This is a genomic window from Enterococcus sp. 3G1_DIV0629 (assembly GCF_002141285.1).
GTDB lineage: Bacteria > Bacillota > Bacilli > Lactobacillales > Enterococcaceae > Enterococcus_B > Enterococcus_B lactis.
In genome coordinates this window covers 1,534,917-1,548,351 of record NZ_NGLI01000001.1, presented here as the reverse complement: position 1 = coordinate 1,548,351, position 13,435 = coordinate 1,534,917, and the positions used below count along the sequence as shown (strand labels likewise).

At 33.4% G+C, this 13,435-nt stretch carries 12 protein-coding genes; 11 read left to right on the top strand and 1 reads right to left on the bottom strand.

Annotation, left to right across the window (positions count from 1 at the left end):
- Positions 1-222 precede the first annotated feature (222 nt).
- The 11 genes from A5816_RS07785 (at position 223) to A5816_RS07735 (ending at position 12,111) form a co-directional block, all read left to right on the top strand.
- On the top strand, positions 223-1,614 hold the full coding sequence (locus tag A5816_RS07785) for a sugar transferase (RefSeq protein ID WP_086311058.1): 1,392 nt from the start codon (positions 223-225) through the stop codon (positions 1,612-1,614).
- 19 nt (positions 1,615-1,633) lie between these two features.
- Positions 1,634-2,674, top strand: a complete 1,041-nt coding sequence (locus A5816_RS07780; protein ID WP_086311057.1) for a glycosyltransferase family A protein — start codon at positions 1,634-1,636, stop codon at positions 2,672-2,674.
- 179 nt (positions 2,675-2,853) lie between these two features.
- Entirely contained in the window at positions 2,854-3,726 is an 873-nt protein-coding gene (locus A5816_RS07775; protein ID WP_086311056.1) for a phosphorylcholine transferase LicD, read from the top strand.
- Positions 3,723-4,424: a 2-C-methyl-D-erythritol 4-phosphate cytidylyltransferase gene (locus A5816_RS07770; protein ID WP_002310302.1), complete on the top strand. Its 702-nt coding sequence runs from the start codon at positions 3,723-3,725 to the stop codon at positions 4,422-4,424. The genes A5816_RS07775 and A5816_RS07770 overlap by 4 nt, the downstream gene beginning before the upstream one ends.
- A gap of 7 nt (positions 4,425-4,431) precedes the next feature.
- On the top strand, positions 4,432-5,499 hold the full coding sequence (locus tag A5816_RS07765; RefSeq protein WP_086311055.1) for an NAD-dependent epimerase/dehydratase family protein: 1,068 nt from the start codon (positions 4,432-4,434) through the stop codon (positions 5,497-5,499).
- Complete coding sequence (locus A5816_RS07760) at positions 5,492-6,469, top strand: glycosyltransferase family 2 protein (protein ID WP_038398972.1); 978 nt, start codon at positions 5,492-5,494, stop codon at positions 6,467-6,469. The genes A5816_RS07765 and A5816_RS07760 overlap by 8 nt, the downstream gene beginning before the upstream one ends.
- A gap of 15 nt (positions 6,470-6,484) precedes the next feature.
- Positions 6,485-7,867 carry an O-antigen ligase gene (locus tag A5816_RS07755; RefSeq protein ID WP_038398971.1) on the top strand — a complete coding sequence of 461 codons (1,383 nt, stop codon included), beginning with the start codon at positions 6,485-6,487 and terminating at the stop codon, positions 7,865-7,867.
- 8 nt (positions 7,868-7,875) lie between these two features.
- Positions 7,876-8,700, top strand: coding sequence for a phosphorylcholine transferase LicD (locus A5816_RS07750; RefSeq protein ID WP_038398969.1), 825 nt, complete (start codon positions 7,876-7,878; stop codon positions 8,698-8,700).
- 12 nt (positions 8,701-8,712) lie between these two features.
- A complete protein-coding gene (locus tag A5816_RS07745) occupies positions 8,713-9,648 on the top strand; it encodes a lipopolysaccharide biosynthesis protein (RefSeq protein ID WP_086311054.1) in 936 nt (311 codons plus the stop codon).
- Between the two features lie 33 nt (positions 9,649-9,681).
- Entirely contained in the window at positions 9,682-11,112 is a 1,431-nt protein-coding gene (locus tag A5816_RS07740; RefSeq protein WP_038398966.1) for a lipopolysaccharide biosynthesis protein, read from the top strand.
- Positions 11,113-11,163: 51 nt separating this feature from the next.
- Positions 11,164-12,111, top strand: a complete 948-nt coding sequence (locus A5816_RS07735; protein WP_086311052.1) for an NAD-dependent epimerase/dehydratase family protein — start codon at positions 11,164-11,166, stop codon at positions 12,109-12,111.
- Positions 12,112-12,149: 38 nt separating this feature from the next.
- Here A5816_RS07735 and A5816_RS07730 read toward each other — a convergent pair whose 3' ends face one another.
- Entirely contained in the window at positions 12,150-13,310 is a 1,161-nt protein-coding gene (locus tag A5816_RS07730) for a serine hydrolase (RefSeq protein WP_038398962.1), read from the bottom strand.
- Between the last annotated feature and the right edge of the window lie 125 nt (positions 13,311-13,435).

Genomic DNA, 13,435 nt, shown 5'->3' with positions numbered 1-13,435 from the left:
ACTTGTGACCGAAGAGATGATAGGAAGAACACCCATTCAGTAGGAAGCGTGGGATACGGTTTTTGTACAACTCTCTGTTAGGCAGAAATACACATATAAGCCTACAATAGTTGCCTTTTCTAGTTTCTTTTAATTTCCTTTACAATTTGGTTATTCACTAGGTTTTTAAACTTTGCTATGGTAAGATGATAGAGGCATTATTTTATGGTTAGGAGTGTATATATGAATAAAAATGGGGAGTGGAATGCGGCACGCAGGATATTCATTATCATCATGGATGTACTTGTATTGAATGTGTCGATCTATCTTAGCTTTTTGCTGAAGTTCCAAGGAGAAGTCCCAGCAAGAAACTTAGAGACCTTTCAGCATTCAGCAGTTTTTATTTCCATTATCTTTATTGCGTTGAATATTTTGTTAGGAGCTTATGTATTCTATAACCGAATGATCAGTGATATCGTCTTCATTACTGTTATTGGACAGGTGCTGATAGCATTGGGGATCATGGTGGTTACTTTTGCTGGACGTTGGTTTGCATTTCCGCGTGGCGTCATCGTGCTCTCGTTTATACTTGGCACGATATTACTTAGCGTTTATCGGATAGTCGTTTACAAACTATACTTAAGAGTCAGTCGTGATAAGAAAGTACTTATCGTAGGTTTGGAGAAAGCTGTCGCACCAGCGATCCAAAACTTTCAATCTAAGAAAAACAACAAACATAAGGTTGAAGCAGTAGTCATCGACAATTATTACGAAAACACAAAAAAATTGATTGATGACATCGATATTGTCTACTTGGCTTCAAAAATCCCAGAAGATGAAAAAATCAATATTTATCAATTAGTGACTAAAAAAGAGAAGAAGCTATTTTTAAATACAACTTTTGAAAATTTAACGATGATCAATCCGAACATCATGAATTTCGAAGATGAAAGTATCATTGAAGCTTCCGGTTTCAAAATTCAGCCGGAATATGAATTATTCAAACGTCTCTTTGATATCATCGTTTCGCTTATTTTACTGATCCTCGCTTCACCCTTTATGCTAATCACAGCGATTTTGGTAAAAACAACTTCTCCTGGACCAATTATTTATAAACAAGTACGTATTACGAAAAATCAAAAGGAATTTTCAATCTATAAATTTCGTTCCATGAGTGCAACAGCTGAAGCAAAATCAGGACCAGTCTTGGCAAAGAGCAATGATGCCCGTGTGACACCAGTAGGCAAATTTATCCGTGCCGTACGTTTTGACGAATTACCTCAAATCTTTAATGTATTGAAAGGCGATATGTCGATCGTCGGACCACGTCCAGAAAGACCATTTTTCGTTGATCAGTTCAATGAAGAAAATCCTTATTATTATTTAAGACACAATGTACGTGCAGGGATTACCGGATATGCACAAGTATACGGAAAATATGTATCAGATTATAATAGTAAACTACGTTTTGATTTGTTGTATATCAAAAAGTATTCCTTACTATTAGATTTGAAGATTTTACTTCAAACAATCAAAATCTTATTTGATAAGATGTCCTCACAAGGACTAGATGAAGATGAAAATATCAGTTCATTAGCAGAAATCGACTTTTCACAAGAGAAAATTTATCGCTAAGCTGGAGGAAAGAAATGAAATGAGCCATCCGATATTTAGTATAATTGTTCCAGTTTATAATGCCGAAGACACGATCGTTCATACAATAGAAGTTTTAAAAAATCTGGCATTTGAAGAATATGAAGTGATTTTGGTCAATGATGGGTCAACTGACAAAACAGAGCAGCTGATTCAGTCAGCTATCCAAGGTGATAGTCATTTTCAACTTTTTACAACCGAAAATCAAGGACCTGGACTTGCTCGAAATGAAGGCATCAAGCAATCTATAGGGAAATATGTATTATTTTTCGATGCAGACGATGAGCCAGTCAAGGAAATTTTGGCAGATTATCAGCAGTTGTTTGAACAGTATCCTGAAGCAGATTTGCTTATCAGTTCTTTTACATTCCGCACGCTAAGCGGGGAAGAAATCATTTCGGAAAAGGACTATCTTGTTCCAGAATACCAATATACAAATCATGAACAGTTCGTGGATGATATGTATCATCTGATGAATCAGCAACTGATGTATGTGGTTTGGAACAAATGTTACAAGAGGGAACTCTTGATGGAAAAACAGATTCTATTCAAAAATTACAGCAGTTGTGAAGACCGTATCTTCAATTTGAACTATTATGAACATTGTCAGCAAGTAATATTGAATCCAAGAATCGAGTATATCTATCATTTTGAAGGTGGAAAAGGGATAACCAACCAATACAAACCGAATAAATTTGAAACCTTTAAAGAATTTTATGAATTAGCAAATGTCGTGACAAGTGATAAAGACAAACCAGGTATGGCTTCTCTTCTTTTAAAAGGAACAACCTCTGTCATTTTTTCTATTTATGAGAATTCTGAGCGAACTGCCAAAGAAAAAAGAGAAGAAGCTATGCATATCTTGAATGATCCAGCCATCCAAGAAGCTAAAAAGGTTGCATTGACTGATTCCAGCGCGAAAAAAGTAACAAAATGGCTGTATAATTTGCCAGCTCCTCTCTTATTATCTGCGGTGAAAGCCGGCAGCTTTGTGGAAGTGAAAATGCCAAGCATCATGGCATTGTTGAAGAGAGTTTATTAAAAAAGTCGGAATAAGGGGTTGTGACTGTCTTTTGTCACAACCCTTTTAAAAACAAAAAATAGCTGTTTATCTATCCGTTTTCAGTCAGTAAAGAAAGAACCACTTGCATAAGATTGAAAACCGCCTCTATTTATGAGAAAATAGGGAAGATTAATAAAAGAATGGTTGAGGCAACTATAATGTACAGTACAGATCCTGAATTAAAAAAAATTCAAAAAGTAAATCTCGAAATGGCACAATACTTTGTAGATTTTTGTAAAAGTCACGATTTGTTGTGTTATTTTTGTGGTGGCGGCGCAATCGGAGCAATTCGACATAAAGGTTTTATCCCATGGGATGATGATTTAGATTTTTTCATGCCTAGAAGGGATTATGATCGCTTAGCTGAATTATGGGAAACCGGCCCACAAAAAGATAAATTTGTTTTATTAAGACCAACTCTGACGAATCACGATCGGAACTCCTTTACAACTATCCGTAACGTCCAAACGACCTTTATCAAAACGTATCAGGAAGATTTAGATATCCCTCATGGTATCCAATTAGATATTTTTCCGTTAGATACTGCACCTGAAAAGCAAGCAGAACGGAAAAAGCAAAAGATATGGGCAATGATCTATGCGATTTATCGAAGTCAGCAAGTACCCCAAAATCATGGGAAAGCAATGGAATTAGCTGGAAAGTTATTGTTAAATAGCGTACCCGCAAAAACGAAGTATAAAATATGGAGATATGCTGAAAATCAGATGACCAAATACAATGATAACCCGACGAATTTCGTTACAGAACTTTGTGTCGGTCCACGATATATGGGAAATGTTTATCCTGCAAAAGACTTTGAATCTGCTGTGTGGGTACCATTCGAAGATACAGAGATGCCAGTACCAATTGGCTATGATCATTATTTAAGTCAAGTTTTTGGAGACTATATGCAGCTTCCACCTGAAAAAGATCGGGTTTCTCACCATGAAGCAGTTTATATTGACCCAGAACATTCATACAAAATGTACAAAGGAAAATATTATTTAACTAAAGGAGCAGAAAAAAAATGATTACAGCTATTATTATTGCCGGCGGTGTCGGTAAACGTATGGGACAAGATATCCCAAAACAGTTCATTACAATTGAAGGTAAACCTATTATTATCTATACTTTAGAATCATTTCAAAAACATCCACAGGTCGATCGGATTTTAGTCGTTTGTAAATCTGGCTGGGAAGAAACGATGTGGGCGTATATCAAAGAATTCAACATTAGCAAAGTCCAATGGGTCATTACAGGGGGATCAAAAGGACAAGAGTCGATCAATAATGGTGTCCAGTTTTTGAAAGATTACTCTGAAGACGATGATACGATCATCATCCATGATGGTATCCGTCCACTAGTAGACGAACTAGTATTGTCAGATGTAATCGTTAAATGTAAAGAATTTGGTAATGGCGTAACCTCTCTACCTTACAATGAACAAATTTTTATCAAGAAAACAGAAGAAACGACGGAACAGTATGTCGATCGTAACACATTGCGGCGTGTCTCAACTCCACAAGCTTATCAATACGGAAAACTACGGGCAGCATATGACCGAGCAGTGAAAGAAGACATTGGTATGACTGATTCTTCCTATACGAATACCATGATGGTAGATTTAGGAGAAACTTTATATTTTGCTGCTGGTTCTGATAAAAATATCAAATTGACAACAACAGATGATCTAGAATTGTTCAAAGCATATTTAAAAATGAAAGACTAGGAGAAAGATGATGACGTTGATTAAACAACCAATGTACCAAAAAGATTTGGCAAAAGTGATCAATCATACACCAAAAATAAAACAGCTACATGGCAAATCCGTTCTGATGATTGGCGCTTCGGGAATGATCGGTTCTTTTTTGATTGATACGTTGATGGCTGCTAATGAACAACTAGACATCAAAATCAAAGTATATGCTATGGGCAGAAACCGTCAGAAGCTTGAAAAAAGGTTTGCCAGTTATCTTTCCTTAGATACTTTCGAAATTGTTGAAGGTGACGTCACAGAACCCTTACCAAAAGAAATTCAAGCTGACTATTTGATACACGGTGCAAGTAACACACATCCTAAGGCTTACGCAACTGATCCAATCGGTACGATCATGACTAATCTTGCAGGTACAGAGCAAGTATTGAAACATGCAGTAGCAACCCAGCCTGAGAGAGTATTATTTTTATCAACGGTAGAAATTTATGGCGAAAATCGAGGCGATATAGAAAAATTCACAGAAGATTACTGCGGGTATATCGATTGTAATACACTGAGAGCAGGCTATCCTGAAGGAAAAAGAGTCAGTGAATCATTATGCCAAGCCTACATCGCAAAACACGACCTCGACATCGTGATTCCAAGGCTTTGCCGTACGTTTGGTCCGACGATGCTTTTATCTGATACGAAAGCATCCTCACAATTTATTTTAAATGCAGTCGAACAAAAGGATATTGTTTTAAAAAGTGAAGGAAATCAGTATTTTTCGTATGTTTATGTTGGAGATGCTGTTTCTGCTATTCTTCATTTACTGCTTGAAGGAGAAAAAGGAGAGGCGTACAATGTTTCTTCAGAAAACTTTGATTTACGACTAAAAGAATTAGCACAACAGCTAGCTGATATCAGCGGCAAACAAGTAATTTTTGAATTGCCGGATGAGATTGAACAAAAAGGTTTTTCAAAAGCTAGCACAGCGATACTTGATAACAAGAAAATCAAAGAAAATGGTTGGTATCCAATATTTGAATTGAAAGAATCATTGATACACACAGTAGAATTAGTTAAAGGTGAGAAGCAAAATGTGTGAGATTAGTATTATTGTTCCTGTTTATAAAGTAGAACCCTATTTAAGAAAATGTGTAGATTCAATCTTAGCACAAACATTTACTGATTTCGAAGTGATATTAGTAGATGACGGTTCTCCCGACAACAGTGGTAAAATATGTGATGAATATGCATCAAAAGACAGTCGTGTCCGTGTCATCCATAAAGAAAACGGAGGATTAAGTAGCGCAAGAAATGCCGGGATTGATGTGGCACGAGGAAAGTATTTAGGTTTTGTTGACAGTGATGATTATATCGAAAAAGATATGTATGAACTTTTGTATGACAACATTGTCAAAGAACAAGCAGATCTTTCTATTTGTGGGATTTACGATATATATGCTGGTAAAAAAGTAAGAGTTCTTCCAGAAGAATATAAAGTATTAGACAAAGTTTCGGCGATGAAGATTGTATTAGAAGCACAATCATTCTCAGTACATGCAGTAAACAAGTTGTATAAAAAAGAATTGTTTAATAAAATTAGATATCCAGAAAATATAATCACAGAAGATGCAGCTGTGATTTTAGATATACTAGAACAAACGAACAAAGTTGTAGCAGATAGTCGACAAAAATATTATTACTTTCATAGAGAGAATAGCATATCTACAAATTATTTTAGTGAAAAAAATATTGATACTATTAATGTATGGAAAAACAATGAAAAATGGATTCTAAGTAAGTATCCTAGCTTATCACAAATTGTTCATACGAGAGTCTGTTGGGCTCATTATATTGTCTTAGATAAAATTTTAGTCAGCAATTCTGAAAACAAATATGAAGGCACTAAAGACATAGTAACCTATTTAAAGAGAAACTATATTTTTGTGTTACGTAATCCCTACTTCACTAAAAACAGAAAAATAGCTGCAACTGTATTGCAGTTGAATGTGAGATTGTATAAGAAACTTGCAATTTTGGAAGATGAGAAATACAAAAGTAAAAATAGTTAGGTGAGTGTGTAAAAAATGGATTCTGTTAAGTTTCATAAATACTCAGAATATAGTAAAAAAGGGTTTATTTTAATATTTGGGATAGCACTGATTATTCGTATCATCAATTACTACAGTCTGATTCCCTCAAAATATGATACCTTGCTGTTTACACTGATTACGGTATGGGCAGCATTAATTACTGCAGTAGATATATTTACTAAGAATTTTAGCTTGAAAAAAGCAGATTACCTGCTTCTAGCTTTCATACTAGCCATACTATTATCCACATTTTTAAACGGTCCTGCCGGAATCGTCGATAATATCAAGTTAGTAATTTGGCAGTTTATTTATCTCTTTGTGGTTTTTCGTATAGGTAGGGAGGACCATTTCAAACAAATCATTCCTATGTTTGAAAAAATATTGCTTGCTTGTTGGAATCTCTTAGCTCTTATCTCTTTAGGAATGTTTGCGTTAAATTATTCCTACGTACAGGAGTTAGATAAATTCTATAATGGGTTTAGAGCAGGATTTGTCGAGAACCGTTTGTATGGTGTTTTTTCTGACCCTAATTTTGCCGGTGCAACTTCTGTAGCAGTTATTTTTCTTGCTGTAAAGCTATTAATGACGAATAAAAACAAAATGGCAAAAATATATAGCATAGTTACGATCCTTCTTCAATTTGCTTACATCATTTTGTCTGGATCAAGAACAGCAGAGATTGCTTTGGTATTGTGTGCTTATTTTGCTATCTTCTTTATTGTCTATAACCGATTTGGGAAGACGATTGCTTCTAAATTATTATTGGCAGTAATCTGTGGGATTATTGGAACTGGAGCTGTTTTAGGAATTGCTGAAGCAGGGAAATATGCTGCCCCTAAATTGATCAATATAACAGCAAGATATGTTCCTAGAAAGTCTGAAAGTCCGGATAAAGATCAGAATTCTATCAGTTTAAAACGGGATGATGTTGTAAATAAGGACGATGTATCTAATAATCGTTTTGCTTTATGGAAAAGTTCGTTTGAGATTTTTCAAAGTAGTCCGCTTGTCGGGAGTTCACCTCGTAATTTGGTTAATTATGCTCAAAAAGAATTACCGAATACGTTCATTGCAACAAAAAAACAAACTTCCCATAATTTTATCTTCTATTTATTAGCAACAACAGGTCTGTTAGGGACTATACCGCTATTTGTATTTCTTGGAATTAAGATTTGGAATACATTGCGACAACTATTTATGCGTACTATAAAAGACTACGATTCGTATGTATTAAATACCATGGCAGTACTTGCAATTTTGATTTCAGCTATGTTTTTAACAGAACTCGTTTTAGTAAATAAAATAGGAAGTTTTATTTTCTGGTTGTATTTAGGCGGAATTTCTGCATTTGAATACACTAAAGTAAAAGGTGAGTGAATAATAAAATGGAAAAACTAACGAATGAAGATATCCAGCGTATAAGCGTAGATATCTTAGTATATATTGACAAATTATGTAGAGAACACAATATTGATTATTCTATCTTTTACGGGAGTCTGATTGGTGTTGAACGACATAAGGGATATATTCCGTGGGATGATGATTTAGACATCGTCTTAACAAGGCCCAACTATGAACGACTACTTGAGTTGCTTAAAAAACAAGAAGACTATCTTCTTTTAAGCCCGGAAAATACTGATAATTATCGCTATACTTTTGCTAAGTTAATAGATAAACGCACAAAAGCAGTAAGTAAACAATATTATAGTAGTGAAGACAAAAATATGGGGGTTTTTGTTGATATCTTCCCCATTGATGGGTTCCCAACAGATTTGAATGAGCGTAAAAAATTTGGTGAACTTTGTGAATTATATCGAGCGAATATGGTTTTTTCTTTGAATCACTCTTATGCTATTTCACGTTCTTGGCTGAAAGCTAAAGCTAAAAGAATTTTATACTACCCAAAATATCGTAAATTACTTCGCCAAGGGGATTATAACTACTGGAAAAATAAATATGAATCTCTAGTAACAAAATATCCGTTTGAAGAAGCAGAATTTTGTGGATATATGGAATTCATTAATGAAAAATGGGGAGTATTTCCAACGGATTGGTTCAAAGAATATGAAGATGTAGAATTTGAAGGACATAAATTTAGGGCAATTAAAGATAGAAAAAAATTCTTAACTTTAAGATATAACAACTATATGGAACTTCCACCAGAAGATGAACAAGTTACACATCATCCATATCAATTTTACAAAATATAGGAATGATAAAAAATGATTAATTACAAGAATATCATGATTGTTACGTTAGACAAAAAATCTGTTCTTTATTCTACGGAAGCAATGGATTTAGGAATTGATGTTAATAGTTATTTTAAAAAGAGGAATTTTTTTATTAAATGTTTAAATCATATTGATAAATCCTTAAATACAACATATTCTAGTGTTGCTTACGGTGATTGGAAAAAAAGATTAGGCGACGTAGAATTATTAATACTAAATTCACATTTTTTTTCAAAATCAGTTATCAAGTATGTAAATAAACATTATCCACATGTTCGTATTATTATTTGGTATAGTAATCCTGTTTCAGTAGATACACCTATTGACTTCTTTGATGGACTAAATTGCGAAATCTGGTCATTTGATAAAAAAGATGTTGAAGAATTCTCTTTAAACTATAATAATCAATTTATCGATACTAGCAAACTAAAAATTACTTCACACGAAAAAAAATATGTAAAAGATATTTGTTTTATTGGAGTTGATAAAGGACGTTTGTCATATCTACAAGAACTAAAAGTTTTTTTTGAAAAATTAGAGTTAAATTCAATGATTTATGTGGTGGATTCCAATCGTAATTCTTCAACTACGTATAATTATGAAACTCCTTTAAGTTATGAGAAGCTAATAAACTATGAAGGAAATTCGAAAGCGATATTAGATATTGTTCAAGAAAATCAAACAGGACTGTCTCTTAGACCTATTGAGTCGATTTTTTTGGAAGTAAAATTAATAACCAATAATAATATGGTAAAATATCAGGATTTCTATAATGAGCAGAATTGTTTTTTACTAACAGAACGACCTTTATCTGAACTAAAACAATTTTTAAATACCCCATATATTCCGGTACCAGATAAAATATTAGAAAAATACACTCTAAAGAATTGGATCAACAACTTTATACGATTTGATTCAGATAAATGATTATAGTTTTTTAGAAAGATGATGTGATAAAACTTGAACACGAAGGCAAAAATGGTTTTTCGTAACTTATATTATACGGTTGGAGCAAATTTCATAACTTTAGCAATTTCCGTACTATTGAATTTATTTGTGCCTAAATTGCTTGGAGTAAGGGAATATAGTTACTGGCAACTGTATGTGTTTTATTCTTCTTATGTTGGTTTTTTGCATTTAGGATGGATAGATGGTATCTATTTAAAAATTGGCGGTGAAGAATATGAAAATCTAGATAAAGATAATCTAGGCTCGCAGTTTTGGTATTTATGCCTTTTTGAGACCCTATTATCTGTAGGTGTTATTATCTTTAGTCAGTTCTTCATGCCTCCATCGTATAAGAAAATGATTTTGACTTTAACAGCAGTAGTTTCTGTTATTACGATAATGAAAACATTTATATTATATGTATTACAATCAACAAACAGAATAAAAGAGTATGCTCAATTATCTCGTGGCGACAGATATTTATATGTAATAATGATAGGAATTTATTTTTTTATAGGCGGACGAAACTTTTTTTGGCTGATTATATTAGATATCATTTCAAAACTAATCATCACTTTATGGGGAATGATGCAAATTTCTGATATGGTTTGGCAAAGAAATATACTTAAATTTAAATCTGTTTTAAGAGAAATTGTTGATAATATCAATATTGGTAGTAAATTGATGTTATCAAGTATTGCAGGTATGCTTATTATTGGTTCAATTCGTTTTTTTGTAGAACAAAGATGGACAATTGAAATTTTCGGTAAACTATCTTTTACTTTGAGTATCTCTAATATGTTTTTGACGTTTATTAATGCAATAGGTATAGTAATGTTTCCACTGCTACGTCGTTCGAATAAAGAGAAACTTCCATGGTTATTTAAAACAATAAGAGATTTGTTTGTACCAATTACGTATAGTTTTTTAATTTTTTATGTTCCAGCTAGATATATTTTAAGCATGTGGTTACCAGAATATGCTGATAGTCTTCAATATATGGGAATTCTATTTCCTATTGTTATTTACGAGGGAAGAATGTCTTTATTGATAAATACCTATTTAAAAACAATACGTAAGGAAAAAACAATTTTGTTTGTAAATATACTTACTTTATCATTAACATTGTTGTTTGCTATAGTTATTATTTTCTTAGTTGGAAATATAATGCTTGCAGTAGGACTAATTTTATTTAGTTTAGCATTAAGATGTAATCTTGCAGAATTTTTCTTATGCAAATACTTAGATGTAAAAGTAGGAAGTAAAATTATATTAGAAACCGTATTAACAATCTTGTTTATTATTGGTAACATAGTATTCAACGGTGGGTTCTTAAGTATGGTTGTTTATTTAATTAGTTTCTTAGTATATATATTTATTATTAGAAAAAATTTGGTAAAAAGTGCCAAAGAATTTTGGCATCTAATGAAAGCCGATAATTAGTTTGATATTTAAGTTAATAGAAAATAAATATGTGCAATTGGAGTGAAACTTGTGGATACTATATTGATTACTGGCGGAGCTGGTTTTATCGGTTCAACGCTAGCGAATTATTTGGGAAAAGAAAACAAAATCGTAGTAGTCGACGATTTATCAATGGGAAAAAAAGAAAACTTGGATATGGATAAACAAGTGACTTTCATTGAGGGGGATGTATCAGATCCTCAATTGATGGAAAGAATCATGAAAGAATATCAGTTTGCCTATATTTTTCATCTAGCTGCTGTAGCTAGTGTGGCAGATTCTGTAGAACGGCCTGTAGAAACACATCGTGTAAATTTTGACAGTGCGCTTTTATTGCTTGAATTAGCACGGAAATATCAATCTGATTTAAAACGATTAGTATTTAGTTCATCAGCTGCAGTTTATGGTGATGAACCAACACTGCCAAAAAAAGAAGAATCGGTCATCCGTCCTTTAACACCATATGCTATCGATAAATTTGCAGCAGAGCAGTATTTTTTAGATTATCATCATTTGTATGATGTTCCAACAAGTGCTGTCCGATTTTTTAACGTTTATGGTCCAAATCAAAATCCGAACTCTCCATATAGCGGAGTCATTTCGATTCTAGTGGACCGATACAAAAAACAATTGGCAGGAGAAAAAGCAGAATTTACTTTATTTGGTGATGGGAGCCAATCTAGAGACTTCGTTTATATAGAAGATGTTATACAAGCACTTTTACTTGTTGCCAAGGAAGAAAAAGCTTTAGGACAGCAATTCAATGTCGGTACAGGAAAAAGCACTACGCTACTTGAATTGATTCATTCAATTGATCAAATCTTAGGAACAGAGCTAGCGCTTAAATATGAAGCGGAGCGTTCAGGGGATATACGTGATTCTTTAGCGGATATTTCAAAGATCCGTTCTTTAGGCTATCAGCCTAAATTTGATATATTGAGCGGAATGGAACGGTATTTAAAGTCAGAAATCAACTAAAACAAAAACCAGCAAGATGCTGGTTTTTTTGTTTCGACTTAGCTTTTTAAATTAACACCTTCCATCAGTTCATAAATCTGATTTCTTAAATCAGTGGCCGGCAATTTGATGTTCTTATCCGATTGGATATTACTTTCCATGACGATTGCATCTTTAGTGTCTTTTTTCATCGCTACTACTGCATGGAATCGATTGATATTTCCCTGAGCAAGGATATAATCATTTCCACTGTAAACACCGCCGCTGTAAGGATGTTTATCACCATTATTTTGCCACAAGGAGAAAAGTAGTTCTTTTGGTATGATACCGCCAGAAAGAATACTGGTAAAGAATTTGTTCAAGTCATAAACAGACATACTTATGTTTCCTGTGCCTAATTCATTTCGGATGTCGGTTTCAGGTTCGATCAATGCTTTTGAATAATCGTCAGTTGCAGACATCTGGTAAGATACAGCATGTTGAGGCGAATTTTTTACATTGTCATAAAAATCTGTATGTTCTAGATGGAGAGGACGAATGATTTCTTTCTTTAGAAGAGTTTCATAAGGCTGATTCGTTAGTTTGATCAATATCCCTGTAAGCAATGTATAATTCAATGGTTCATAATGATACGTATCATAATCAGTAAGTTTCAAATGATGTAGGGCGAACTGAATGATTTCACTATCCGACATAGGTTTGTCGGGAGAAGCAGTTCGATGAAGACCAGAGCGCATATAAAGCATATTTTTGATTGTGATTTGCTGACTTCCAGGAACCTGAGGATAAAATTCAGCTAACTTTGTGTCAAAAGTTAACTTACCAGCTTGGATTTGTTTTAATATCAGTAAAGCAGTCATTGCTTTTTGAATCGAACCGATTTGATAGTAAATAGAAGGTGAATTCGGTTCTTTTATGCGCAGATTTGCGTATCCATATCCTTTTTCTAATAGTACGCGATTATTTTTGCGTACATAAATCGAACCGATATAATCTGATTTTTGCAGTAATTGATCAATTTTGCTAGCAAGCATCTGCTCATCGGGCGTTAAATTGGAAGTAAGTTGTGCTGGCCCCGTTTCATAAGTTTGGGACTGAGGTATTTTTGTTAATTGACCTCCTATAATGATGCCTGTTGAAAAGAAGCTGACAGACAATAATAAAATTACAAGAAAAGAAATAGAAATTTTTTGTTTTTTTCGATGTTTTCCTTTTGACATGTTAATTCCTTTCTATCCATTTTTAACTATTTTTCATTGTAATCCTCAAAAAGAGTATTTGCCACTTACAATTTTGACATAATATTTGGTAAAATAATTCACGGCAGTAGAAATTTCATGTATAA

Excerpts from the sequence above, each read along its gene's own strand:
- A5816_RS07750 (WP_038398969.1), top strand. The coding sequence starts at position 7,876 with ATGGAAAAACTAACGAATGAAGATATCCAGCGTATAAGCGTAGATATC.
- A5816_RS07745 (WP_086311054.1), top strand. The coding sequence starts at position 8,713 with ATGATTAATTACAAGAATATCATGATTGTTACGTTAGACAAAAAATCT.
- A5816_RS07755 (WP_038398971.1), top strand. The coding sequence starts at position 6,485 with ATGGATTCTGTTAAGTTTCATAAATACTCAGAATATAGTAAAAAAGGG.
- A5816_RS07730 (WP_038398962.1), bottom strand. The coding sequence starts at position 13,310 with ATGTCAAAAGGAAAACATCGAAAAAAACAAAAAATTTCTATTTCTTTT.
- A5816_RS07770 (WP_002310302.1), top strand. The coding sequence starts at position 3,723 with ATGATTACAGCTATTATTATTGCCGGCGGTGTCGGTAAACGTATGGGA.
- A5816_RS07785 (WP_086311058.1), top strand. The coding sequence starts at position 223 with ATGAATAAAAATGGGGAGTGGAATGCGGCACGCAGGATATTCATTATC.
- A5816_RS07780 (WP_086311057.1), top strand. The coding sequence starts at position 1,634 with ATGAGCCATCCGATATTTAGTATAATTGTTCCAGTTTATAATGCCGAA.
- A5816_RS07760 (WP_038398972.1), top strand. The coding sequence starts at position 5,492 with ATGTGTGAGATTAGTATTATTGTTCCTGTTTATAAAGTAGAACCCTAT.
- A5816_RS07765 (WP_086311055.1), top strand. The coding sequence starts at position 4,432 with ATGATGACGTTGATTAAACAACCAATGTACCAAAAAGATTTGGCAAAA.
- A5816_RS07775 (WP_086311056.1), top strand. The coding sequence starts at position 2,854 with ATGTACAGTACAGATCCTGAATTAAAAAAAATTCAAAAAGTAAATCTC.